This is a genomic window from Neorhizobium sp. R1-B (genome assembly GCF_004368875.1).
GTDB lineage: Bacteria > Pseudomonadota > Alphaproteobacteria > Rhizobiales > Rhizobiaceae > Neorhizobium > Neorhizobium huautlense.
Map to the genome: position 1 here is coordinate 108,148 of NZ_SOEM01000008.1, position 23,687 is coordinate 131,834.

At 61.4% G+C, this 23,687-nt stretch carries 25 protein-coding genes and 1 pseudogene; 11 read left to right on the top strand and 15 right to left on the bottom strand.

Going from position 1 to position 23,687, the window contains the following annotated elements:
* Window positions 1-125: 125 nt before the first annotated feature.
* Window positions 126-728, bottom strand: coding sequence for a superoxide dismutase (locus EDE05_RS13665; protein WP_134101476.1), 603 nt, complete (start codon window positions 726-728; stop codon window positions 126-128).
* Window positions 729-900: 172 nt separating this feature from the next.
* Between EDE05_RS13665 and EDE05_RS13670 the strand changes: the two genes are divergently transcribed.
* Both EDE05_RS13670 and EDE05_RS13675 read left to right on the top strand, forming a co-directional pair.
* Window positions 901-1,224, top strand: coding sequence for a hypothetical protein (locus EDE05_RS13670; RefSeq protein ID WP_134101480.1), 324 nt, complete (start codon window positions 901-903; stop codon window positions 1,222-1,224).
* 105 nt (window positions 1,225-1,329) lie between these two features.
* Entirely contained in the window at window positions 1,330-2,061 is a 732-nt protein-coding gene (locus EDE05_RS13675) for a sulfite exporter TauE/SafE family protein (RefSeq protein WP_112802907.1), read from the top strand.
* Between the two features lie 174 nt (window positions 2,062-2,235).
* Here EDE05_RS13675 and EDE05_RS13680 read toward each other — a convergent pair whose 3' ends face one another.
* The gene (locus EDE05_RS13680; protein ID WP_112802683.1) at window positions 2,236-3,123 is read right to left on the bottom strand and encodes a branched-chain amino acid aminotransferase; all 888 of its coding nucleotides are present in this window, start codon (window positions 3,121-3,123) and stop codon (window positions 2,236-2,238) included.
* A 300-nt stretch (window positions 3,124-3,423) separates the two neighbouring features.
* On the opposite strand from EDE05_RS13680, the gene EDE05_RS13685 reads away from it, so the two are divergent.
* The gene (locus tag EDE05_RS13685) at window positions 3,424-4,881 is read left to right on the top strand and encodes a phospholipase D-like domain-containing protein (RefSeq protein WP_134101483.1); all 1,458 of its coding nucleotides are present in this window, start codon (window positions 3,424-3,426) and stop codon (window positions 4,879-4,881) included.
* Window positions 4,882-4,914: 33 nt separating this feature from the next.
* Here the strand turns inward: EDE05_RS13685 and EDE05_RS26830 are convergent, their stop codons facing one another.
* Both EDE05_RS26830 and EDE05_RS13690 read right to left on the bottom strand, forming a co-directional pair.
* Entirely contained in the window at window positions 4,915-5,082 is a 168-nt protein-coding gene (locus tag EDE05_RS26830) for a hypothetical protein (RefSeq protein WP_165924158.1), read from the bottom strand.
* Window positions 5,083-5,120: 38 nt separating this feature from the next.
* Window positions 5,121-6,008, bottom strand: a complete 888-nt coding sequence (locus EDE05_RS13690) for an alpha/beta hydrolase (protein WP_134101632.1) — start codon at window positions 6,006-6,008, stop codon at window positions 5,121-5,123.
* A 174-nt stretch (window positions 6,009-6,182) separates the two neighbouring features.
* Here EDE05_RS13690 and EDE05_RS13695 point away from each other — a divergent pair, with 174 nt between their 5' ends.
* The 3 genes from EDE05_RS13695 to EDE05_RS13705 all read left to right on the top strand — a co-directional run bounded on the left by EDE05_RS13695 (window position 6,183) and on the right by EDE05_RS13705 (window position 9,060).
* Window positions 6,183-6,905 carry a gamma-glutamylcyclotransferase gene (locus tag EDE05_RS13695; protein WP_134101486.1) on the top strand — a complete coding sequence of 241 codons (723 nt, stop codon included), beginning with the start codon at window positions 6,183-6,185 and terminating at the stop codon, window positions 6,903-6,905.
* Window positions 6,906-6,979: 74 nt separating this feature from the next.
* Entirely contained in the window at window positions 6,980-7,639 is a 660-nt protein-coding gene (locus tag EDE05_RS13700) for a glutathione S-transferase family protein (RefSeq protein WP_134101489.1), read from the top strand.
* A 98-nt stretch (window positions 7,640-7,737) separates the two neighbouring features.
* Window positions 7,738-9,060 (top strand): alpha/beta fold hydrolase, encoded by a 1,323-nt coding sequence (locus tag EDE05_RS13705; protein WP_134101492.1) that lies wholly within the window; start codon window positions 7,738-7,740, stop codon window positions 9,058-9,060.
* 18 nt (window positions 9,061-9,078) lie between these two features.
* Here the strand turns inward: EDE05_RS13705 and EDE05_RS13710 are convergent, their stop codons facing one another.
* A complete protein-coding gene (locus EDE05_RS13710) occupies window positions 9,079-9,414 on the bottom strand; it encodes a hypothetical protein (protein WP_134101496.1) in 336 nt (111 codons plus the stop codon).
* A gap of 86 nt (window positions 9,415-9,500) precedes the next feature.
* A complete protein-coding gene (locus EDE05_RS13715) occupies window positions 9,501-10,394 on the bottom strand; it encodes a LysR family transcriptional regulator (RefSeq protein WP_112802670.1) in 894 nt (297 codons plus the stop codon).
* A gap of 157 nt (window positions 10,395-10,551) precedes the next feature.
* Between EDE05_RS13715 and EDE05_RS13720 the strand changes: the two are divergent.
* From EDE05_RS13720 to EDE05_RS13730, 3 genes and pseudogenes are all read left to right on the top strand, one after another.
* A pseudogene (locus tag EDE05_RS13720) lies at window positions 10,552-11,744 on the top strand (MFS transporter).
* A gap of 22 nt (window positions 11,745-11,766) precedes the next feature.
* Window positions 11,767-12,804, top strand: coding sequence for an aldo/keto reductase (locus EDE05_RS13725; RefSeq protein ID WP_134101499.1), 1,038 nt, complete (start codon window positions 11,767-11,769; stop codon window positions 12,802-12,804).
* Between the two features lie 102 nt (window positions 12,805-12,906).
* Window positions 12,907-13,734, top strand: a complete 828-nt coding sequence (locus tag EDE05_RS13730; protein ID WP_134101502.1) for an aldo/keto reductase — start codon at window positions 12,907-12,909, stop codon at window positions 13,732-13,734.
* 40 nt (window positions 13,735-13,774) lie between these two features.
* Here EDE05_RS13730 and EDE05_RS13735 read toward each other — a convergent pair whose 3' ends face one another.
* The 4 genes from EDE05_RS13735 to EDE05_RS13750 form a co-directional block, all read right to left on the bottom strand.
* Entirely contained in the window at window positions 13,775-15,169 is a 1,395-nt protein-coding gene (locus EDE05_RS13735) for an Ig-like domain-containing protein (protein WP_134101505.1), read from the bottom strand.
* A gap of 167 nt (window positions 15,170-15,336) precedes the next feature.
* Window positions 15,337-16,398, bottom strand: a complete 1,062-nt coding sequence (locus tag EDE05_RS13740; protein WP_245519908.1) for a magnesium transporter CorA family protein — start codon at window positions 16,396-16,398, stop codon at window positions 15,337-15,339.
* Window positions 16,399-16,603: 205 nt separating this feature from the next.
* The gene (locus EDE05_RS13745) at window positions 16,604-16,993 is read right to left on the bottom strand and encodes a hypothetical protein (protein WP_105371760.1); all 390 of its coding nucleotides are present in this window, start codon (window positions 16,991-16,993) and stop codon (window positions 16,604-16,606) included.
* 81 nt (window positions 16,994-17,074) lie between these two features.
* Complete coding sequence (locus tag EDE05_RS13750; protein WP_245519909.1) at window positions 17,075-18,076, bottom strand: YihY/virulence factor BrkB family protein; 1,002 nt, start codon at window positions 18,074-18,076, stop codon at window positions 17,075-17,077.
* Window positions 18,077-18,203: 127 nt separating this feature from the next.
* Here EDE05_RS13750 and EDE05_RS13755 point away from each other — a divergent pair, with 127 nt between their 5' ends.
* A complete protein-coding gene (locus EDE05_RS13755) occupies window positions 18,204-19,772 on the top strand; it encodes a helicase HerA-like C-terminal domain-containing protein (protein WP_132410536.1) in 1,569 nt (522 codons plus the stop codon).
* Between the two features lie 288 nt (window positions 19,773-20,060).
* Here EDE05_RS13755 and EDE05_RS13760 read toward each other — a convergent pair whose 3' ends face one another.
* The 4 genes from EDE05_RS13760 to EDE05_RS13775 all read right to left on the bottom strand — a co-directional run bounded on the left by EDE05_RS13760 (window position 20,061) and on the right by EDE05_RS13775 (window position 22,683).
* Window positions 20,061-20,363 carry an alkylphosphonate utilization protein gene (locus tag EDE05_RS13760; protein WP_132410534.1) on the bottom strand — a complete coding sequence of 101 codons (303 nt, stop codon included), beginning with the start codon at window positions 20,361-20,363 and terminating at the stop codon, window positions 20,061-20,063.
* A gap of 180 nt (window positions 20,364-20,543) precedes the next feature.
* Window positions 20,544-21,359 (bottom strand): VOC family protein, encoded by an 816-nt coding sequence (locus EDE05_RS13765; protein ID WP_134101510.1) that lies wholly within the window; start codon window positions 21,357-21,359, stop codon window positions 20,544-20,546.
* A gap of 57 nt (window positions 21,360-21,416) precedes the next feature.
* Window positions 21,417-21,887: a DUF1579 domain-containing protein gene (locus EDE05_RS13770; protein WP_132410726.1), complete on the bottom strand. Its 471-nt coding sequence runs from the start codon at window positions 21,885-21,887 to the stop codon at window positions 21,417-21,419.
* A gap of 43 nt (window positions 21,888-21,930) precedes the next feature.
* The gene (locus tag EDE05_RS13775; RefSeq protein ID WP_132410530.1) at window positions 21,931-22,683 is read right to left on the bottom strand and encodes a thioredoxin family protein; all 753 of its coding nucleotides are present in this window, start codon (window positions 22,681-22,683) and stop codon (window positions 21,931-21,933) included.
* Between the two features lie 54 nt (window positions 22,684-22,737).
* On the opposite strand from EDE05_RS13775, the gene EDE05_RS13780 reads away from it, so the two are divergent.
* Window positions 22,738-23,193: a MarR family transcriptional regulator gene (locus tag EDE05_RS13780; RefSeq protein WP_166675462.1), complete on the top strand. Its 456-nt coding sequence runs from the start codon at window positions 22,738-22,740 to the stop codon at window positions 23,191-23,193.
* A 49-nt stretch (window positions 23,194-23,242) separates the two neighbouring features.
* Here the strand turns inward: EDE05_RS13780 and EDE05_RS13785 are convergent, their stop codons facing one another.
* On the bottom strand, window positions 23,243-23,665 hold the full coding sequence (locus tag EDE05_RS13785; protein ID WP_105371767.1) for an organic hydroperoxide resistance protein: 423 nt from the start codon (window positions 23,663-23,665) through the stop codon (window positions 23,243-23,245).
* Window positions 23,666-23,687: the final 22 nt, after the last annotated feature.

A 23,687-nucleotide genomic window follows, 5' to 3' on the forward strand; every position in this document is an offset into this window, starting at 1 on the left:
CGAATGGCCTGAAGTGCTTCAGGTTACGGGTGATGATCGTCAACCGCCCGGAACAAAAACACCCGGCGTTGGAAAACGCCGGGTGCGGTCATCGGGGTCAAACCCGAGGTGACGACTTTTAAAGGTTACTTCGCCGCCGCTTCGTAGCGTTCCAGCACGTAATCCCAGTTGATCAGGCTGTCGATGAAGGCTTCGAGGTATTTCGGGCGGGCATTGCGGTAGTCGATGTAATAGGAATGTTCCCATACGTCGACGCCGAGGATCGGCTCGGCGCCGTGCACCAGCGGATTTTCGCCGTTCGGGGTTTTCGAAATGACGAGCTTGCCGTCCTTGACGGAAACCCAGGCCCAGCCGGAGCCGAACTGGGTGGTGCCGGCGGCAATGAGATCGGCCTTGAACTTGTCGTAGCCGCCGAGGTCGCTATCGATCGCGGCCTGCAGCTTGCCCGGCAGCGAGGTGCCGCCACCGCCCTTCTTCATCCACTTCCAGAAATGGATGTGGTTGTAGTGCTGGGCGGCGTTGTTGAAGAGGGTCTGATGGGTGCCGAAGGACTTCTTGACCACTTCCTCGACCGAAAGCTCGCCCATGCCGGCTTCGGCCGCGAGCTTGTTGCCCGTGTCCACATAGGCCTTGTGGTGCTTGTCGTGATGGAATTCCAGCGTCTCCTTCGACATGTAGGGCGAAAGCGCTTCGTAGTCGTAGGGGAGTTCGGGAAGTTCGAAAGCCATTGTCTTACTCCTTTTCGGCAAACACCTTGAATAGAGGTCGTGCGGGAACATAGGAGTGCTGCGGCCAAGAGGCAACGGTGAACTTGCCAAAAATCAAGCAGATCAGGCCACGACCTTGCGGAATTTAGGGCTTAGAAGAAAAGAGCCACATCACCGATTCGGAGCCCCCGCCATGACGTCTCGACTTGCCATTGCCACCCTCATGATCGCAGCCGGCCTCGCCCCTGCATACGCCTCCTCGGACGACGCGTGGACAGAGTTCTCAAAGGAGGTCGGGCAGAAATGCGAGGCCGCCGCCAAGGGCATGATCGAGGCCCCGAAAGCGGTCGTCGATCCCTTCGGCAGCGAAAAATTCGGCCTTGCGATCGTCACCGGCGAGGCGAAGGGCGCCAAGGTTCAGATCAGCCATATTTGCGTCATGGACAAAAAGACCAAGACCGTCGAACTCGGCAGCGAGCTGGGGCCGGACGTGCTCAAGGTGGCCCTGCCGAAATAAGGAGGGGCAATATGCTGGTTCCGCCAAACGGGAACCTTTGATCCTATCCGTGAATTGGGAGCGACCGCAGGCGATAAAAGAGGAGGCTGCATGCCGCTCGATTTCCTGACGTCGGACTTTCTGATTTTCATCGCCATCGGCTTCCTGGCGCAGATTGTCGACGGAGCGCTCGGAATGGCCTTCGGGGTGCTGACCACCACCAGCCTGCTCGCGGTCGGCGTGCCGCCTGCCGTGGCAAGCGCAATGACGCATGTCACCGAATGCTTCACGACCGCGGCCTCCGGGCTTTCGCATCTCTACCACCGCAATGTCGACTGGCGGCTTGTCGTGAGGCTGGCCCCGGCCGGCATGATCGGCGGGGCGATCGGGGCCTATATGCTCTCCAACATCGACGGCGAGGCGATCGAACCCCTGGTTTCGGCCTATCTGATCGCTGTCGGCCTGTTCATCTTGTACAAGGCATTTCAGCCGAGATGGCCGCGCGACGTGCGCGACTGGATCGTGCCCTTCGTGGGCGCCGGCGGCGGCGTGCTGGACGCCATGGGCGGCGGCGGATGGGGGCCGATCGTCACAAGCAGCCTGCTCGGCCGCGGCCATGATCCGAAAAAGGTCATCGGCTCGACCAATCTCACTGAATTTGCCGTCACCACCGTCATTTCGGCGACCTTCATTGTGGCGCTCGGCTGGTCGGAGCTTTCCTCGGCCGTCGGCTTGATCATCGGCGGCGTGCTTGCCGCTCCCCTTGGGGCACTGATCGTCAGGAGGCTGCCGGTAAAGCCGCTGATGATCGCTGTCTCGCTCATCATCATCGGGACGGCCGCCGTTCGGTTCCTCTAGCGGGAAAGCGCGCTGGGGGCGGCCGCAGGAATATGGCAGGTTGGCATGATGGAAAACAGCGCCGAAGGTCCGAGCCGCCGCATCGATCGGCCGTGGCGCTCAGGCTGACGCGGACAGATCATAGAAGATGCGCTGACGTACGCCGACGCTCTCTCGATCCGTCGCCGTCCTTCCTCAGACGTCGTCGCCCGTCGTGGAACGCGCCCAGTCCATGTAGACCTCCAGCGCCTTGCGGGCGACCGGGCCTTCCTGCAGCTGGCGATCTTCGAACCGGTTGACCGGAACGATCTTGGAATAGTTGCCGGAGGTGAAGATCTCGTCGGCGTCCGTAAAGTCCTCGACGGTCAGCGTCGTCTCACGGACGTCGAAGCCTGCCTTCCGCAACAGCCCGATGACGCGCGAACGGGTGATGCCGGCAAGGAAGGTGCCGTTTGCGACCGGCGTCATCACCACCCCATCCTTGACCATGAAGATGTTCGACGAGGCGGTTTCGGCGACATTGCCGTTCATGTCGCGGGCAAGCGCATTGTCGAAGCCGCGGTTGCGGGCGTCCAGGATCATGCGGCCGCTGTTGGGGTAAAGGCTGCCGGTCTTGGCGGCGGTCATCGCCACTTCCGGGCTGGGGCGGCGATAGGGCGAAACGGTGAGCGAGGAGGGTTTTGCGGTGTGCATCGGCGCCTCGAAGAGGCAGAGCGCGAAACGGGTCGATTCCGGGTCGGCCGTGACGACGCTGAACGGCATGCCATGCTCGCTCCAATACATCGGCTTGATGTAGATCGCGGTCCTGCCGTCGAACTTCTTCACCCCTTCCCAGGCGAGCGCCTCGATTTCCTCGGCCTGCATCACCGGTTTCATGCCCATATTCTTCGCCGAACGATTGACGCGCTGGCAATGCAGATCGAGGTCCGGCGCGATGCCGTCGAACCACCGGGCGCCGTCGAAAACCGTCGAACCGAGCCACATGGCATGCGACGTTGGGCCCACGAGCTTCGGATTGCCCTCGAGCCACTCGCCGTCCACAAAGGTCCAGGTGGTGGTGCGGGCGGATGTATCGACGGCCATTGGCATTCTCCTTGAGGTTCTTCGAATTGCGAGCCGAGTGAAGGCCTCAGCCATCCGGAACGTCAAGGAGAAATTTGTCGACCTGCCAGAGCCGAACGCCCTGGCGTCCATGTCAGTTCGTTGAACTCACAATGCTTTTTTGATAGCCAGCACCGCAGCGAATGGAAGCATCACAAAAAATCATGCGATCTTGAGGGCGGACGGGACAGGGAACCTGGGAGCTGGTGACGCGTTCCCGCTCCGCCGCGCGCCGGGCAAACACCCTCCGGGCGGAAGCGGCAGGAACGGAACCGGCTGGACATGACCTCCTTGTTGGTAGAAGGTGAAAGTTGCTGGCGGATTGCCCGCGCCGAACGGCTTTCGGTCATCATCGACGCAGCCGATTTCTTTCACTATGCCAAGCAGGCGATGCTCAAGGCGAAGCGGTCGATCTACCTGATCGGCTGGGATTTCGACACGCGCATCCGGCTGGAGCCCGGAAGAAAAGATGCGCAGCGGCCGGACAAGCTCGGACGCTTCCTCAACGCGCTCGCCAGGAAGAACGACAGGATCGACATCCGGATTCTCAAATGGGACGTCGGCCTTCTGGCTTCGCTGACGCGTGGCGAAACGCCCTTCTACATCCTTCGCTGGCTTTTCAACGACCGCATCCATCTGAAGCTCGATGGCGCCCATCCACTGACGTCGGCCCATCATATGAAGCTGCTGGTCGTCGACGATCGCCTTGCCTTCTGCGGCGGCATCGATATGACGGCCGGTCGCTGGGATACGCAGGACCATCGCGAGGACGATCCGGCCCGGCGTTCTCCGATGGGATTTGCGGAAGCGCCCTGGCACGACGCGACGAGCTGTTGTTCGGGACCGCTGGCGGCGGCCCTTGGAGAGCTTGCCCGCGAACGCTGGAAGATGGCAACCGGAGAAACGCTCGAACGGCACGTGGTGGAAAGCGACTCGTGGCCGGAAGATCTTGTTGTCGAATACGAGAATATCGACGTGGGGATAGCCCGCACCGCGCCTGAATATCTCGAGCGCAAGCAGGTCACCGAAATAGAAAATGCAACACTTGCGATCATCGCGGCAGCTGAAAAGACCCTTTATGTCGAGAGCCAATATTTTGCTTCCCGCCGCGTTGCAGAAGCCATGGCCAAGCGCCTCAGCGAACCGGACGGGCCGGAAATCGTGCTTGTCAATCCGGCCGGAGCGGAGGGCTGGCTGGAATCCAAGGCGATGGATTCAGCCCGGATACGCCTCATGAAACTCGTCCAGGACGCCGATTGCGGCAAGAAGTTCCGTATACTTTATCCCGTCAACGAGGCCGGCACGCCGATCTATGTCCATGCAAAACTGATGATCGCGGATGACCGCGTCCTCAAAATTGGCTCAGCCAATCTCAACAATCGCTCTATGGGTTACGATACCGAATGCGACCTCATCCTGGAGGCCAGGGAGGACCAGCCGGAGCTCCGCCAAAAAATTGCCGAGGAACGCGATGCGCTGCTCGCCGAACATCTCGGCTGCTCAAGGGAAGATGTACAGAACGGCCGTGAGCAGGCGAATGGGTCGATCCTCCGCGTCATCGACCTGCTCAATCGCGAGAAGGGCCGCGGCCTGCGCCCGGTCCCGATGCGCGAACTCACGCCGGCCGAAGAGCTTATGGCAGAATCCGACATGGCCGACCCGGAACGCCCCGCCGGCATGACTTACCGCACATCCGCTTTCCTGCGGAAAAGGCTGCACCGGCCGGCAGGGTGGTCATAGGATCGGGGCAGATGCGAACTCTGCCGGCCTTCCTTACGGATCGCGCGGCGAAGGCGCGCCCCGCAACAGATTGGCATGGGAAGGGTCGGGAGCATCGAGCCGACTGTCGCCCTGAGGCCATTGGCCGGGGTCGTTCATCCAGACGATACTCAAAACACACCCGATCAGGATCAACAACACCGCAATAAAAAGCCAACGCATCAGTTCGGGAACTCCACTTCTCCGGGAATGGACAGATTTCAGGCGGTATGGAACCGGCTGAGGAAGCCGCGGATCAGCGGCACGACTTCGTCGAGGTTGGTCTCCAGCAGCCAGTGGCCGCCATCGAGCAGGTGCAGTTCCGCCTTCGGCAGATCGCGCAGATAGGCCCGGCCGGATTTTTCCGGCATGTAGCCGTCCTGCGGCCCCCAGACGATCAGCGTCGGAGGCTGGTGATCGCGCAGATACTGCTGGTAACGGGGAAACCATTCGACGTTCTCGCGAAGCTTGGCGATGACGTCGATGGCAATCTTGCGCCGCCGTTCGTCCATCAGCGACCAATGCAGTTTCCAGAGGTCGGGCGAGATGCGCTCGGCAAGTTCCGGCCGCACCTCGTTCAGGAATTCCTCCCTGAACCCTTCCTCGCTCACCGCGTCGGCGATCTTCTGCCTCGCTTCCGCCGTGGGATTGCGCCAATACTCCTGGAGGCCTTCGTATTTCGGACCGAGAACATCCTCGTAGATATCGCCGTTCTGGATGACCAGCGCCGCGATGCGGTGCGGTTTCTTGATGGCCAGGCGAAGACCGATCTGCGAACCGAAATCATGGAGATAGAGGGCGAATCTCTGCAGGCCGAGTTTCTGGGTGAAGGTGTCCAAGAAATCGGCGAAACCGTCGAAATCGTAACGGAAGCCGTCCGGCGTGTCGGTATAGCCACTGCCAGGAAAATCCGGCGCGATGAGGTGCCATCGGTCGGCAAGCCGGGGCATCAACGCACGGAATTCATACGACGAACAGGGATAACCGTGCGGCAGAAGCAGAACGGGAGCACCTACCCTTCCCGCTTCCCGATAGAAAATTTTCATACCGGCAAGATCGAGCCATCTGTGTTTGACCTGGATCTCGTCGAGGCCGGCGTCTGGGATCATGTCCATGATCATCCTCCGTGACGATATTATTTCGGCATCTTTCAGTCGGAAATAATCCGTGACCTTTACAGCAGAACATCTTGGCGGTGATGCGGCAGCGCGGCAAAACGGATTGACTCGGGACGGCAGCAACTGCACCGTTGCAGCTTCCGTCCCGCTAAACTGTCTGGAACCATGCCGAAGATCCGCAGGATGTCGCTCACGCAGGAACTGGTCGATCTCTGCTTTCGCGATGAGACCGACCCAGGCCCTCCGCCCTCCTGGCAGCCGATGACCGAGGAGGATTATGCCTCGCTGACGGATCGCCTGACGCAGGAAGTCGGCGACGGGCCATTGTGGATCTTCGCCTATGGTTCACTGATCTGGAAGCCGGGCTTCGATTCCATCGCCTCGCGGCGGGCAACCGCATTCGGCTGGCACCGTTCCTTCTCGCTCAGGATCGAGCGCGGCCGCGGCTCGCCCACGCAACCGGGACTGATGATGGTGCTTTCACGCGGCGGGCGCTGCGACGGCGTGATCTACCGGGTGGCCGGCAACGAAAAGCGGATGCAGATCGAAAAAGCGCTGCGCCGCGAGGTCAGCAATCGCGACAGCCTCACCTCGATGCGTTGGCTGCCGGTCAGGACCGAGGAGGGTGACACCGTGCGGGCGCTGACCTTCTGGGTCGGCGGCAACAGCCAGCGGCTCATTCGCCCGCGCCTGCCGCTTCACGATGTTGCGCCGGTTCTCGCCCGTGCCTGCGGGCACCGCGGGTCTTGCGCGGAATACCTCTACAATACCGTCGTGCATCTTGCCGAGTTCGGCATCTACGACCGTAACCTCTGGCGCCTGCAGGAACTGGTGGCGGAGGAAATCAAGGCGCTTCACGCCCAGACCCCGATTCGCGAACACGCATAACCGGTTGCATTGTCGAACCGGTTAGGTTATTCAGATACCGGTTTTACAGTGCAATCGGTTTGGGAGGCCGCAAAATGCGTCCAGTTCTCTATTTTCATCCGTTCTCGTCCTACTGCCAGAAGGTTCTGACGGCGGTTTACGAAAACGGCACCGCTTTCGACGCCCGCATGTTGGGACCTGAGGATCCTTCCGCCTATCAGGAACTCACCGCAATGTGGCCGGTAAAACGCTTTCCAGTTCTGGTAGACGACGGAAAACCTGTCTTCGAGGCGACGATCATCATCGAATATCTGGGAGTTCACTATCCCGGACCGGTGAAGCTGATTCCGGACGACGTCGATCAGGCGCTGGAGGTGCGGATGCTCGACCGGTTCTTTGACAACTATATTTCAACACCACAGCAGCGGATCGTCTTTAATGCCATCAGGCCGGAAGATAAGCGCGATGCCTACGGCGTGCAGGAAGCGCGCGACATGCTGGATGCGGCCTATGGCTGGCTCGACCAGCGCATGGCGGGACGCGAGTGGGCGGCATGCGACCGGTTCAGCCTGGCCGACTGCGCGGCAGCACCCTTCCTCTTCTACGCTGACTGGACGCATGAGATTGCCGACCGCTTCGCCAATGTGCGGGCCTATCGTTCGCGCCTGCTTGCTCGTCCCTCATTTGCGCGGGCGGTGGACGAAGCGCGGCCCTACCGGCAGCTATTTCCGCTAGGCGCGCCGGACCGGGATTGAACCGGGCAGGTCCACCCAAAAGGTTGTCTTGACGCAGGAGAACTTGCCGTAGTTGTATTGGCCGTCATTTGTCGGCAAAGCGGCGCAAGGTGACTTCGATGCTCGATGGACTGTCTTACCCGGTGATCGTCGTTCCCGGAATCACCGCAACCTATCTCGAGGATCACTATACGCTGCCGCCCGACAAGGTCTGGTCGGTAATCAATAAGGATTACGACCGGTCCGCTCTGCATCCGGACAACCTGCGCTTCGAGGCGACCGAACCGGCGCTGGTGCGAGGCGGCCAGCTCTTCGAGATCTGCTACCGGGAACTCCTCGAGGAGCTGCGCTACAATCTGAGAGCGAGGGAGACCGAACCGGTGCCGGTCTATCCCTTTTCATACGACTGGCGGCAACCGCTCGACGATACGGCCGAACAGCTCGGCCGGATGATCGACGAGGTGATCGCACGCACCTTGCTGATGCGCCACTACGACAAGAAAAACTACGGGGCCGATCCCAAGGTCAATCTTGTCGGCCATTCCATGGGCGGGCTGGTGATCACCAATTATCTGCGGAGATTCGGAAGCGCGAAGAAGGTGGCGAAGGTGGTGACGCTCGCAACTCCCTATCGCGGCTCCTTCGAAGCCGTGATCAAGATTGCGACGGGAACGGCAAATCTCGGCACCTCGCCGCCAAGTTCTCGCGAGCGGGAGGCGGCGCGCATGACGCCATCGCTCTATCATCTCCTGCCGGATCTTCCAGACGCCATGACAATCGAAGATGCGTCGCTGCCGAAAACCCTCTTCGACCCCGCCGTCTGGCAACCCTCCATCACGGAAACGATCGCGGAATACATTCGTCTGCGCGGGCTGAGGCAGGCGGACCGGCAGCAACAGGCACGGACGCTTTTCAAGGCCCTGCTCGACGACGCGAAAGCGACCCGTCAGGCGCTTGCCGGGTTCAAACTCGACGATACCTCGCTTTCAGAGGAGGACTGGCTTTGCGTTGTCGGCGTCGATGCAGACACCCGCGTCGCGCTGAAGATCGCGCAACGCCAGGGGCATCCGGAATTCGAGTTCAGGAGCAGCGACCGGGACAACAAGTGGGGCAATGCGGATGACGGAATTCGGCGCCGGACGGGCGACGGCACCGTGCCCTATGACGGCGCCATTCCGCATTTCCTTCCACTGGAGCGGTTGGTCTGCGTTCGCCCGCACGATTACGGCTATTGGGAATTGACCGATCGGGCCGCCACCCAATTCGCCGGCTTCCACGGCATCCTGCCCAACATGGATATGCTGCACCGACTGATCGTGCGTTTCTTCAAGAAACAGCGGGATACGCATGGTAATACCTGGGGCTCGCCACCTGTCGGCGTCAGCAAGGAAAGCTGGCGGCCTCCGCTCGTCGGAGGCCTGGAAGCCAAGAACAGGGCATAGCGTTGCCGGCGATAGACGTCAGAAGCTGCTGTCGGTCGCAACCGCATGGCCGTGCATGGCGGCCCAGATCATCCGGACCTCGCGCCGGAGAACCGCACTGGGGCGCACGCCCCCGCTCGAATAATTGCTGTATTTCTGCCGATAGGCCTCGATGAAGGTCGTCACGGCTTCCATCACATCGTCGTGCTGAATCACCTTGCGGCGCAGCTCCTCCCGCTCCGAATGCAGCATTTCAAAGGTTTGGACCAGCAACCTCAGGTCTTCCATGGGGATGCTGAGATGCGGCCGCTCGGCGGAAGCGGCGCTGACTTCGGCGCGGAGACGGTCGAGGATTTCGTTGAGTTGTTCGGACATGGTCAGATTCTCCTGAGCCCACCGGATATCCCAAGAAAATCGGCCAAACCATGGCAGGAATGAGGCGATTGGGACACAGTGCGTGATCAAAGACGCGCCGCCAGGAAATCGATATAGGCGCGGATACGCACCGCCAGATGCTCGTGGCCCGCGTAAACGGCGTGGATTTCCTCTATATCCTCCGGGTTGAAATCCTCAAGGACCGGAATAAGGCGCCCCGCCTGGATATCCGGCTCCACATGGAAACGACCGACACGCCCGATGCCGAGGCCGGCAAGGCAGAACTGCCGGATGATGGAGCCACTGCTGGCCTTCAGGCTTCCCGAGACGGGGCGGATATCACGCCGCCCGGTTTGCGGATCACGAAACGGCCAGCCCTCCACCGCGCGGCGGAAATTGAAGTTGATGCAATTGTGGCGGGAAAGATCGGCCGGCGTTTCCGGCGTGCCGTGCCTTTGAAGGTAGCTGGGCGAAGCCATTACCACCTGCCGGCTTTCGCCGAGCTTTCTGGCCACCAGGGCCGAATCGCGCAACGTTCCGTGGCGGATCGCGATATCCACCCGCTCGCGAATCAGGTCGACGACATCGTCGGTCAGCGTGATATCGAGCTGCACCTCCGGAAAGAGCTGCAGGAATTCGTCCGCCAGCGGAAGGACGTATCTTTCCCCGAAGCCGACCGAGGCATTGATGGAAAGCGGCCCGCGCGGCAGCATCCGCCCGCCGCCGGCCACGACCTCTTCGGTATCGGCGATCTCTGCAAGGATGCGCTGCGCGCGCGCCAGATACGTTTCGCCTTCCGGCGTGAGCTGCAGCAGGCGGGTTGAGCGAACCACAAGACGCGTTCCGAGACGGTTTTCGAGACGCGTCACGAGCTTGCTCACCGCCGACGGCGAGAGCTTCAGCTTGCGCCCGGCAGCGGAAAAGCTTTTCAGCTCCGCGGCGAGCGCGAAGACTTCCATTTCGCCGGCACGGTTGTCCATTGCTCATCGCCTGTGACTTAAATTCACAAATGATTATCCGCTTGTGCGGCTACACAGGCAAGTCCTAGGTGACGATATTGCAGTGCAGAAGGCCTCCTGGTCATCCGGGGGCCAATGACCATCAACTCCTTTCTCCCAAGGACGAGGATCCAAGCCAATGCCTCTCGCTCTCTACGCGTTGACGGCCGGTGCCTTCGGCATCGGGGTCACCGAATTCGTCATCATGGGCCTGCTGATCGACGTCAGCAGCGACCTCGGCGTGTCGATCTCCGCCGCCGGCTTGCTAATTTCCGGCTACGCGCTCGGCGTCGTGGTCGGTGCGCCCATTCTCGGCGCGCTCGCCGGTAGGTGGTCGCAGAAAACCCTGCTGGTGAGCCTAATGATGGTGTTCACCATCGGCAATCTCGCCTGCGCGCTCGCACCCGACTACTGGACGCTGATGGCCGCGCGTGTCCTGACCGCATTCGCCCATGCCTCCTTCTTCGGCGTCGGCTCTGTCGTCGCCACCAGCCTTGTTGCTCCGGGCAGGCAAGCCTCCGCCATCGCCGTCATGTTCACGGGCCTGACGGTCGCAAACGTCCTCGGCGTGCCCTTCGGCACCTGCTCGGTCAGGCCTATGGCTGGCGCTCGACCTTTTTTGCCGTGACCGCAATCGGCATTGTCGCGCTCGCAGTCATCGCGCTTCTCGTTCCGAAGGACAAGCCCTCCGAGGACAGGCAAGAGGCTTCACAGAGCGTGCTGGCCGTGCTCGGCCGCCGCTCCGTCATCCTCGGCCTGCTGACCACCGTGCTCTCCTGGGTCGGCGTTTTTGCGGGCTTCACCTATATCGCGCCGATCCTGACCGGGATCACCGGCTTTTCCGAAGCCGCCGTCTCGCCGATCCTGCTCGTCTTCGGCGGCGGACTGGTCATCGGCAATCTCCTCGGCGGCCGTTTCGCGGACCGGTATCTCGTGCCGACGATCGTTGCGAGCCTCGTCGCGCTCTCCGCCGTCCTAATCGCCATGACTGCGGCGATCCACCAGCCGGTATTTGCCGTCATCGCCATCGGTCTGTTCGGCGCTGCAGCCTTCGCCACAGTCTCGCCTCTGCAGATCTGGGTGCTTCAGAAGGCCGAAGGCGCCGGCCAGGGGCTCGCCTCCTCCTTCAATATCGCAGCCTTCAATCTGGGCAACGCGATCGGCGCCTGGCTCGGCGGCGCGGTGATCGATGACGGCCCCGGCCTCGGTTTTGTCACTCTCATTGCCGGGCTTGTCCCGCTTGCGGCTCTGGCCGTGGCGCTGATTGCCATCCGGCTGGACCGCCAGAACACCGATACGCCCGCTGCCGCGCTTGCCTGCCCCGCCGAATAGAACTTCAACAAGGATAGAAGCCATGGAATATCGTAATCTCGGTGCATCCGGCCTCCAGGTGCCGGTCTTGAGTTTCGGAGCCGGCACCTTCGGCGGCGCCGGCCCCCTCTTCAGCCATTGGGGCACGACCGATGTGACAGAAGCCCGCCGCCTCGTCGATATCTGCCTTGAAGCCGGCGTCAACCTGTTCGACACGGCGGACGTCTATTCGAACGGCGCTTCGGAAGAGGTGCTCGGGCAGGCGATCAAGGGCCGGCGAGACCAGGTGCTGATCTCCACCAAGGCCAGCCTGCCGACCAGCGACGGGCCGAACGACTGGGGCTCCTCCCGCTCCCGCCTGATCGCTTCCGTCGAGGCCGCATTGAAGCGGCTCGATACCGATCATATCGACATCTTCCAACTGCACGCCTTCGACGCCTCCACGCCGGTCGAGGAAGTGGTTTCGACGCTCGATCAGTTCGTGAAGGACGGAAAGCTGCGCTATATCGGCGTCTCAAACTTCTCCGGCTGGCAGATCATGAAGTCGCTCGCCGCCGCCGAAAAACATGGTCAGACCCGCTATGTGGCGAACCAGGTCTATTATTCGCTGGTCGGCCGCGACTACGAATGGGATCTGATGCCGCTTGGCCAGGACCAGGGGCTCGGCGCGCTCGTCTGGAGCCCGCTCGGCTGGGGGCGGCTCACCGGCAAGATCAGCAGAAACAAGCCGATCCCGGCCGGCAGCCGTCTGCACGAGACCGCGGATTTCGGCCCGCCCGTGGACGAAGAATTGCTTTACCGCGTTGTCGACGCGCTGGAAGAGGTGGCTACCGAAACGGAGAAATCCGTGCCGCAGGTGGCGATCAACTGGCTCGTCAGCCGTCCGACCGTCTCTTCCGTCATCATCGGCGCCCGCAACGAGGAGCAGCTTCGCCAGAATCTCGGGGCCGTCGGCTGGTCGCTGACGAAAGAGCAGGTCGAAAAGCTCGATGCGGCGAGCACGGTGACGGTTCCCTATCCGCATTTCCCCTATCGCCGGCAAGAAGGTTTTGCCCGCCTCAACCCACCGATTGCGGGGTGATATCCGAAAGAACGGAGGTTGATCCGGCAGAAAATCGGTCCATTTAATACGGGCCTTTCGTTTCAGGCCCGGCGCATGTCGGGCTTCCCACAGGAGTTCCAGATGTTCACAGTCAGCGCCAACGGCGCCAATATTCCAGCCCTTGGCTTTGGCACCTTCCGCATGCCCGACGAAGACGTTTTCCGCGTGTTGCCGGAAGCCCTGAAGCTCGGCTTTCGCCATGTCGATACGGCGCAAATCTACGGCAACGAAACCTCCGTCGGCGAGGTCATCGCCAAGTCCGGAATTCCGCGCGCCGACATCTTTCTCACCACCAAGGTGTGGGTCGACAAGGTGGGGCACAACGCCTTCATCGCTTCGGTCGACGAAAGCCTTCGGAAGCTGAAGACCGACCATGTCGATCTGCTTCTCCTCCACTGGCCGCAAAGCGAGATGCCGCTTGCCGACCGCATCGGCGCACTGAATGACCTCGTCAAAGCCGGCAAGGTGAAGAATATCGGCGTTTCCAACTTCTCGACCCCGCTGATGGCCGAGGCCGTGAAGCTTTCAGATGCGCCGATCGCCACCAACCAGGTGGAGTACCATCCGTATCTGAGCCAGGCGAAGGTGCTGAGCGAGGCGCGCAAGCATGGCATGTCTCTGACCGCCTATTACCTGATGGCAGACGGCAAGGTGCCAAGTGACGCGCTTTTGAAGGATATCGGCGCCAAGCACGGGAAGACGGCCGCGCAGGTGGTGTTGCGCTGGGCGATCCAGCAGAAGGACGTGATCGCTCTTTCGAAGACCGCCACCGTTTCCCGCCTGGCCGAAAACTTCGACGTGTTCGATTTCGCCCTGTCGCTGGACGAGATGGAAGCGATCCACGGCCTCGCCCGCCCGAACGGCCGCATCGTCAATCCGGGGCATCTCGCGCCGGAATGGGATAAGTGAGCGTACCATCTCCCTCGCGCGAAGGAGACGGTATGCATCCTCAAACGAAATAGAAGTCCTCCGCGGCAACCGCCGTGCCGCGGTTGACGGCAGCAAAGATGACCGCCGCTCCGTCGCCGGAGCCGTCAGCGTCGAACAGGAGACGACCGGAGCAGGCGTCGTAGATGATCCGGTCGCCCTCGTCCAAGGCGCGCCTGCCCTCCACGAAGGCATCAGCGTCGAGTGCGCCCGGTGCGGCTCCGCCGAAAACCGAACCCGCCAGACTGAACACATCGTCGGCGGAGAGGAAGTCTTCTATCCGGTCGCGATTTTCCGGCTGCAGCGCGCCATCGAAGAAGAAGGTATCGCGTCCCTCCCCGCCGACGAGCACATCACGGCCGGCACCGCCGGCGAGGACATCATCGCCGGCGTCGCCGTAGAGGTGATCCCGGCCCCCGCCTCCGACGACCTCGTCGTTGCCCGCGCCGCCGTGCAAGCGATCGTTGCCTGCGCCGCCATCGAGCAGATCGCCGAACCGGCTGCCAGTGATCCGGTCGTCGCCGCCGAGTGCCGCAAGCAGCACCGGATGATCGCTGGCGTCATAGCTGAAGACATTTCTGGCATCGGTGAGCGTGATCTCTTCGGCGGGCGGTTCGATCGTGATCGTGATGGTCGCCAGATTGCTGTTGCCCTGGCCATCGGTGGCATAGACGGTGAAGCTGTCGGTGCCGATGAAGCCGGCGGCCGGCGTATAATCGAAGACATTACCGTTCAGATAGACGAAATGATGATGCAGGCTGCCGCCATAACTGCCCTGCGGGAAGGGATAATACCCTTCGTCGAATTGCGTCTCCTGCTCCAGCGTACCGTGATCAGGACCATCCACGACGACGAAAGTCAGGAGATCATAGTCGATATCCGAAGCACTGAAGCGGACGTCGATCAGGGTTTCGCCCGGCGAAAGCTGAAAGTCCATGTCGTTGACGGTCGGTGCATGGTTGACGAAGGTGTCGGGCTCGATCGCGCCGCCTTCCAGAATGATCTGGTGCTCACCATACTGGGTGTTCTGGCCGCCATAATATTCGTTGGCGCCTAGCCAGGTCACCGTGATGTCGTCCGGGCTGGCCGCGGTGACCGAAATGACCTCGGTCGAAAGATAGGCGGCCTGGGCCGAGAGAGCCCGGATGAAATTGCCCTCGTTGTCGAAGACGAAGGTTTCGAGCGTCGTGAAGAGCTCCGTTCGGCCGTCATTGGTGAAGGTCGTGACGGTAAAGAAGCCTTCGAACACGTCAACGGAGGCGAGATCGACCCAGCCGTAGGGGAAATCCGTGCGGGCGCCGACCGGTCCGAGCACGTCACCATCGGTTTCAGTGATGTTGAAGAGGATCGCGTCCGGGCTCTGGTTGTCGGTGTCTTCCCATATCTCAAGCTCACTGCCGTTGCTCAAAGTGGGCATGGTCTCGTCCTTCGCTGTCGGGGAAACGGATCTGCAGATGTCCCAGCCAGAAGCGACATAGGCCGGCGGATGAGGAGATCAAGAAGCGGCAATCACGGCCGGACATTTGTTTCGTCCGGCCGCCACGTCGCTGGCGGTCGACGCTCTCCCCGTTCCGCAAAAGCCGGTCAGAGCCACCCTCTCCGCTTGAAATAGAGATAGGGCAGCGCCATGGAGACCACCATGGCGACGATTGCCAGATGGTAGCCGTAGTGCCATTGCAGTTCCGGCTGATAGGCGAAGTTCATGCCGTAGATCGAGGCGACCAGCGTCGGCGGCAGGAAGACCACCGAGGCGACCGAGAAGATCTTGATGATCTGGTTCTGCTCGAGATTGATCAGCCCGAGCGTCGCATCGAGCAGGAAATTGATCTTGCCGGACAGGAAGGCGGAGTGATCGCCGAGCGAGGTCGCATCCCGCTGCAGCAGTTTCAGCCGCTGGCGCAGTTCCTTGGAAAGCTTGCGGTCGACGCCGTCGAGCGCCGCGTAATAGGCGACGGCGCGCGAAACGCTGACGAGGCTTTCCCTGACGACGGTGATGAACTCGCCCTTCTGTCCGACCTCGCGCATCAGGTCCTGCAGGTCGCGGGTCTTCTTGTTGGCCTTGGTCGCCTTGGCGCTGAAGACCTCCTGCGAAATCTGGTCGATCTCGGTGCCGAGCCGCTCCAGCGTATCGGCCATGCGGTCGATGATTGCCTCGATCAGCCCGGTCATGATGAGTTCGCCGTTGTTGCAGTGGAGCCCGGTTCCGTTCGGCTTGCGGGCACGCGCCATGAACGCGTCGAAAGGGCGCGGCTCGGAATGGCGGACCGTGATGAGAACCTGGCCCTTGACGATGAAGGTGACGGGCACCTTTCGCGGTGTGCCGGCATCCGGCCTGATCAGCACCGTCATGGTCATGAACTCGGCGCCGTCCTCCTGGTAGAGGCGGGCGGAAAGCTCGATATCCTCCATCTCGTCCATGGTCGGCACGGCGATGCCGAGGATCTCGCCGACGGTGCGCTCTTCTTCTCTCGTGGGATTGACGAGATCGTACCAGACGGGGGCCGGCTGCACTTCGGCCGGCAGATCGGACGCGGGCGCACCGATTGCGACGGGAGTCGGCGCCACAACGGGAACGGAAGCGACCGGAACAAGGCGATCAAGGTCGTAGGCATGGATACGCAGCATGACGGCTCCTTTTTGGACCATCGGTCCCTCCGGAGCGCGTATCCTTGACGAGAAGGATCAGAGCCCCGAAAAAACGGGTCGGTATGTTGACGTCGAACTTCGACTGTCGGGGTTCATCTCTGTTTGTCCTTTGAAAGAGCGACGCCCGGACGGGCATCGCTTTGCGCCTGAAATGGGCCTTAAACCGCCAGAAGTCAATGGCCTGCCGGGCAGTCGCCCATCTGCCTCAGACGAACTGGGAAAGGCCCGGAACGGAAGCGACGACCGTGTCGACCACCTCGTCGCCGGCGTGCTCGCGGGCGACAGCCATGGTCTCCTTGGCGAGCCCCGTGATCTCGCCCATGCCAAGGCCCTGGCTCATCAATTGCTGGCCGAGCGCCATGACGCCGCCGCCGAAGCTTGCCATCAGGCCGCCCAGCAGACCACCGCCGCCGGCGCCTTCGCCGTTAAACTTGGCGACGAGTTCCGGCGCGCCGGGGATCGCTTCGATCATCTTCGCAACCGCGCCGTCATCGGCCTCGCGCTGCAGGAAACCCAGCATCATGCCGATCGCCTTTTCAGCGACATCGGGGGCAATGCCGACATTCTCGGCCACGCGGGAAACCAGTTCGTTCATCAATCTCTCCTCAGGTTTTGACGTTCACGTCAAGGTAATACACAGAGTCCCGGCCGAAGCCAACAGGCCGCCGGACCGATCTCACGCGTCGCTCGCCGGTTCGCCCACGGTATCCGCCATATAGGCGCCGCGTGTTCCCATGGGCTCGGGCGGACCAGTGGTCGAATCGCGGGCGGTCTGATGCTCCAGCTCCGCATTGATCTCGGCTCCGACGATGACGATGATGACCGAAACCCATGTCCAGACCATGAAGCCGATCAGCGCGCCAAGCGTACCGTAGGTCGCGTTGTAGTCGGCAATATTCGCCAGATAATAGGAAACGGCAATGGAGCCCAGCAGCCAAGCGAGGGTCGCAAATGCCGCACCCCAGGTCAGCCACCTCAATTTGGCCGGCTCGCGGCTCGGGCCGAAGCGGTAAAGAACCATGATGCCGCCGGCCACGAACAACATCATGATCGGCCAGCGGGCCAGGCGGATGATGATCTCCGTCCATTGATCGAGCCAGAGATAGCTGAGAAGTGCTGGCACGCCGCCCATGGCACTCAGTACGATGATGGTGAGAACCAGCGCGCCGAGCGTGAAGAGCAGCGAGATGAGGTTGAGCCGGACGAGGCTGCGCTTTTCCTGCTCCGCATAGGCGACGTTCATCGCCTCGAAGAGCGCCTTCATGCCGGCATTGGCGCTCCAGAGCGCCAATGCCAAACCGCCGATCAGCGCGATCGACAGCGTCGTGTTGCGCTCCGAGGTCAAGGCACGGAGCTGGTCGAGGAAGATATTCAGCGCGTCCGCGGGCATGACCGAGCTCAGGAATGAGATCCTGTCGGCGATCGCCGCCGGATCGGAGACGAAACCGTAGATGGATACGAGAGCGCTGGCTGCCGGAAAGAGGGCCAGCAGGAGATAGTAAGTGACACCGGCGGCAATCAGCATCACCCGGTCTTCGCCGATCGCCGCGTAAAGGCGCCAGAAAACGTCCTTCAGGCCGCGGGCCGGAATATCGCCGGGCGTCTCGGCCTCCCTGCCCCTCCCGTCGACTGACCGTGAGGAGCTTCCGGCGCGCAGCGCCTTTTCGGTCGAAGCCATGGATTCGCTGATGCTCATGTCTGCAGCCTCCCGCGCCCTCGTTTGGCGGACGAGTTCCCGTTGCCCGCCGCCGCGGCGCATCCTATAAACAGCTGGCGAACAACGCGGCGAGGGAGCGCATAGTTGCATGGACGAAACGGGAAAGCTCTTCATCGGCGGCAGCCGCAATCCGGACGATTCGCTCAACAAGGCGGAACATCTAGAACTGAAATTCGGCAACCGTCACGGGCTGGTGACCGGCGCCACGGGCACCGGCAAGACCGTCACCCTGCAAATCCTGGCTGAGGGTTTTTCGAAGGCCGGCGTTCCGGTCTTTGCAGCCGACATCAAGGGCGATCTTTCCGGTATCGCCGCCAAGGGCGAGCCTAAGGATTTCCTCCTGAAGCGAGCCGAGCAGATCGGTTTTGCGGATTACGAGTTCGAACAGTTCCCGGTGATCTTCTGGGATCTCTTCGGCGAAAAGGGCCACCGGGTGCGCACCACGATTGCCGAAATGGGGCCCCTTCTCCTTTCCCGGCTGATGGATGCATCCGAGCCGCAGGAAGGCGTCATTAACATCGCCTTCAAGATCGCCGACAAGGCGGGCCTGCCGCTGCTTGACCTCAAGGATTTTTCGTCGCTCCTGAACTACCTGGCAGAAAACGCCTCCGAATTGTCCGGTCAGTTCGGCCTTATCTCCAAGGCTTCCGTCGCATCGATCCAGCGAAGCCTGCTGGTGCTTGAACAGCAAGGCGCCGAACACTTCTTCGGCGAACCGGCGCTCAAGATCACCGATGTGATGCGGGTAAACCCGAACAACGGCTATGGCCAGATCTCGGTGCTTGCCGCCGACAAGCTGATGATGAACCCGAGGCTCTACGCGACCTTCCTGCTGTGGCTGCTTTCCGAGCTTTTCGAGGAACTGCCGGAAGTGGGCGATCCGGAAAAGCCGAAGCTGGTCTTCTTCTTCGACGAGGCGCATCTGCTCTTCAACGACGCGCCCAAGGTACTTGTCGAACGCGTCGAGCAGGTTGTCCGTTTGATTCGCTCTAAGGGCGTCGGCGTCTATTTCGTCACCCAGAACCCGCTGGATGTGCCGGAGACGGTGCTTGCGCAACTGGGCAACCGGGTGCAGCACGCGTTACGTGCCTACACGCCGCGCGAACAGAAGGCGGTGAAGACGGCGGCGGATACCTTCAGGCCCAATCCGGCCTTCGACTGCGCCACGGCGATCACCAATCTCGGCACCGGCGAAGCGCTGGTCTCGACGCTCGAGGGCAAGGGCGCTCCCTCCATGGTGGAGCGCACGCTGATCCGTCCCCCTTCCGGGCGCATCGGGCCGATCAGCGACCAGGAGCGCCAGCTGGTCATGGACAAGAGCCCCGTGCTCGGCCTCTATGACGAGACCCTGGATCGCGAATCCGCCTTCGAAATGCTCACTGCCCGCGCCAAGGTGGCTGCCGATGCGGCCGCCGCGAAAAAGGCCCAGGACGAACTCGCCCCCTCCCCGCCCGCAGGCTCCGGCGAAACGACCGGCTGGACGCTGCCGGGCTTTGGCACCGACAAGGACGACGACCAGAGCCGCGCCCAGCCGCGCCGCTCCGGCTACCAGCGCGAGACGCTGGTCGAGGCGGCCATGAAAAGCGTCACCCGCACGGTCGCCACCCAGCTCGGCCGGGCACTGGTGCGCGGGATTTTGGGGAGCTTGAAGCGGTAGAGGCAAGGGATACAACTGCGATCGAATCTTGTTGCAAATCCCATGTCTTCGAGATCCTGGTGCAGAAGGTCGTGTTCAACCCGTCCGTTCTCAACAAGGCCTATGACGAGACTTCCCGAACCGGCCGCAGAGCCGCAAGCTCAGGCTGTTCTATTGGTCGATCCGCGGCGAACGGCAGCAGGAAGTCTGGCAGCCGCCGACAGATCAACGAACCGCGCCGGAAGCGAACAAGCCGGAGCCGGCCAGTTCTCAGCTTCCCAAGCAATGAGTTTCTGGAAACAGCGGCGTTTACCGCTTGCGGACGAATTCCGTTCGCAGGACGAGGCCCTTGATGGCGTCGTAGCGGCAGTCGATCTCTTCCGGATTGTCGGTGAGGCGGATCGACCGGATGACCGTGCCCTGCTTCAGGGTTTGCCCCGCGCCCTTGACCTTCAGGTCCTTGATGAGGGTGACGGAATCGCCGTCCTTGAGGAGGTTTCCCGAAGCGTCGCGGACTTCCGCCGCCGCCTGCGCGGCCGCAGCTATTTCGGACGCCGGGCGCCATTCGCCCGTCACCTCGTCATAGACGTAGTCGTCGTCATCGCCTGCCATGGCCGTGTGTCCCCGAAACCGGAATTTGCGCTTGATAGCCTGCCGCTTATAGCAGCAGGACTATCTACGCAAGCTCACGGCGATGAACCTTCCCATCCGTCCTTCTGCAGAACGCCGACGGCGGATAGGCTAGAGCTCCGCCATAAGGCGGAGGCCCGTCCAATAGGCGGCCAATCTATCTCAGCGCCTGGGTGCCACGAGGCAGAAGAAGGCGCCCTGGGGATCGATGCACTGGATGATCCAGCTGCCGCCGGGAACCTCCATCGGACCATTGACAACCTGTCCGCCGCCCAAGGTGACGCGCGAGGCCGCGGCATCGATCGCTTCCACATTGAAATAGTAGCACCAGCAGGGCATGGGCACGCTTTCCGGCCGCGTCATCATGCCGCCGATCGGCGTCCCGTTATGGGCGAAGATCTTGTAGACGCCCATCGGCCCCATATCCATGTCGTGGTCGAGCGTCCAGCCGAAGACTTTCGAATAGAAGTCGAAGGCCTGGTTGCCGTCGCCGGCATAAAGTTCACGCCAGCCGACATTTCCGACAGCCTCCGGTGCCAGTTCCTGCGGCGGGTTTTCCATCGGAAACGGCTTCATGATGCAGATGACGGCGCCATGGGGATCGGCAACGACGGCAAAACGGCCGATACCCGGGATATCTTCCGGCTCGCGCTGCACCTGACCGCCGTTGGCGGTGAAATCCTTGGCGGTCTGGTCGCAATCGTCGACCGCGACATAACCGGTCCAGTTCGGCGGGATCTTTCCCTCAAGTTCAGGCGGGAAATTCATCATGCCGCCGACGCCCGGGCAGTTGTCGCCCTCGCCCATCTCGAACAGGAAATAGGGAAATTCGAGGTCCGGCATTTCGACCGGCTTCACCTTCCAGCCGATCACCGACGAATAGAACCTGCCGGATGCGTCGGTATCTGGCGTCATCAGTTCGCACCAGATGAATTTGCCATGGGTCTGCGAACGCGACCCAGAAACGGACTGCAACATTGTCCTCTCCTCAAACGGTTAGTGCGTCTACCGACGCGGTGTCATTAAGCGCCGGCATCAGCCCTTGCGTGCGTATCGGGCTTCCATGAACTGCTTCCAGGTGCCGTCCGGCTGCTTGACGCTGGAATTGAAGATGCGGTTGTCGCGATCGGTGAAGACGATCTGCTCGCGATATTCGCCGATCTTGCCGGGCTCGGCGAAATCCGGGCCGGTCGTGTAGAGATTGAGGGTCGTGCCGTCATCGGAGACGTCACCTTCATAAACCCACATGTAGTTCATCATGCTGCCGATCCAGCTGCCGACATATTTGCCCCGGGCCGGATCGTATCCCAATGTAAGAACGGTCGTCGCCGGCCCGCCGCCGCCCGGCATCTCGCCATTGCCTTCCGCGACGAACCAGATGCCGTTCAGCGAGCGGACGACTTCCGTCCAGGTCTCGTCGTTACCCATGCTGGACGAGGTGACGTCCCAGGTTCCCACGAGCTTTTCGAGAAAGCCGTGCTCCGCCTGGGGTTTGGCCATTTCCATGCCCATGATCTTTCCTCCCTGTGATCACTGATGATGACGCCAGTTAATGGCAACAGGATGAAGCTTCCGCCTTCGGGGCCGGTTCATATTCGTCATGCCGTTTGACGAAATCCATTGTCGAACCCTCGTTGCGGCCGAAGGGGGCGCGGTCGAGGATCATCAGCGTTCCGATCAGTTCTTCGCCGCCGCGGGCGTAGCTCGAATAGGTATGGAAGATCTCGCCCTTCTCGTTCTTGTAGAATGCCGAAAGACCCGGCAGTTCGTCATGCGCCTGCTCCGGCGGGATGGCCGAGAAATTATAATAGACCTTCTCCTTCGCCAGGTCTTCCTTGGTGAAGGAGACGTGGAAATCGAAATTAAAATCGTTGCCGAAGGACGAGACCCACGGAAATTTCCAACCCATGCGCTTCTTGTAAGCCTCGATCTTGTCGAGCGGAGCGCGGGAGACGGAGACCCAGGTGACGTCGTGATTGTTCAGGTGCGGCAAAGCTCCGTCGATGTGGTCCGACAGGAAGGAGCAGCCGGGGCAGCCGGCATCCCAATCCGGGCCGAGCATAAAGTGGTAAATGAGAAGCTGGCTACGACCGTCGAAGAGATCGGCAAGGCTCTTTTTACCCGCCGGGGTATCGAAGATGTAGTTCTTGTCCATTTTGACCCAAGGGAGCGTCTGGCGGGCCGCTCGCACCTTGTCGCGCAAGCGGGTTTCTTCCTTTTCCAACGCAAGCAGCTTGCGGCGCGCTTCCAGCCATTCCTCTCGGGATACAATGGGATTTTTAGGCGATGCGGTCACGTCCATTTCAGCCTCCTTCTGATTGACAATTTACGTTGATATCAACATATTAAACCTATGCTGTCAAACACCGAAACTATCGAACTGATTCCTTTTTCCACCACGCTGCTTGTCCGCGACACGTGCCTCTGCCTTCACGTGCAGCGCGCCGCGCGAGCGCTGGCGCGTCGTTTCGACGTAGCCATGAAACCCATCGGACTTACAAATGGGCAATTTTCGCTGATGATGGCGCTCAACCGGCCGCAGCCGGCAACCATGGGCCAGGTCGCAAGCGTGCTTTCGATGGATCGCACGACGCTGACGGCGGCCTTGAAGGTGCTGGAAAGGCGCGGTTTGGTGAAGACCGAAAACGATCCGAAGGACCGGCGCGGCAAGCTGCTGAGACTAACGGCAGACGGCATGAGCATGTTGTCCGCCGCCCTGCCGATCTGGAAGAGGGTGCATGCGGAAGTCGATGCCGAACTCGGAGACGGTGGCTCGGAAGGGCTGCGCAGGACGCTGGTGGCGGTCAAATAACGAAAAAGCCGGCGCGAAGGCCGGCTCTTCCTAAAAAAAACTGGTCGGATCAGGCGACGGAGACCGGAACTTCCGTCGAGGTGCGCATCGCGTGGCTATAGGGGCAAACGATATGCGCCTTGGCGACGAGGTCTTCGGCCACCGACTTCTCGACGCCCGGAATGTCGACCAGCAGCGATACCTCAATGCCGAAGCCGGTGCCATCGTCACGCGGGCCGATGCCGACCGTTGCCGTCACTTTGGCATCGTCCGGAATCTTAACCTTTTCCTTGCCGGCCACGGCCTTCAAAGCCCCGAGGAAGCAAGCGGAATAACCGACTGCAAAGAGCTGTTCCGGATTGGTGCCGGTGGCGCCATCGCCGCCCAGCTCTTTCGGAACCGTCAAGGTCACATCCAGGACGCCATTTTCGGAAGCGCCGTGGCCTGCTCGGCCACCGGTGGCGGAGCCCTTGGTCGTGTAAAGAATAGGCATGCTACATACTCCCTTTATAGTA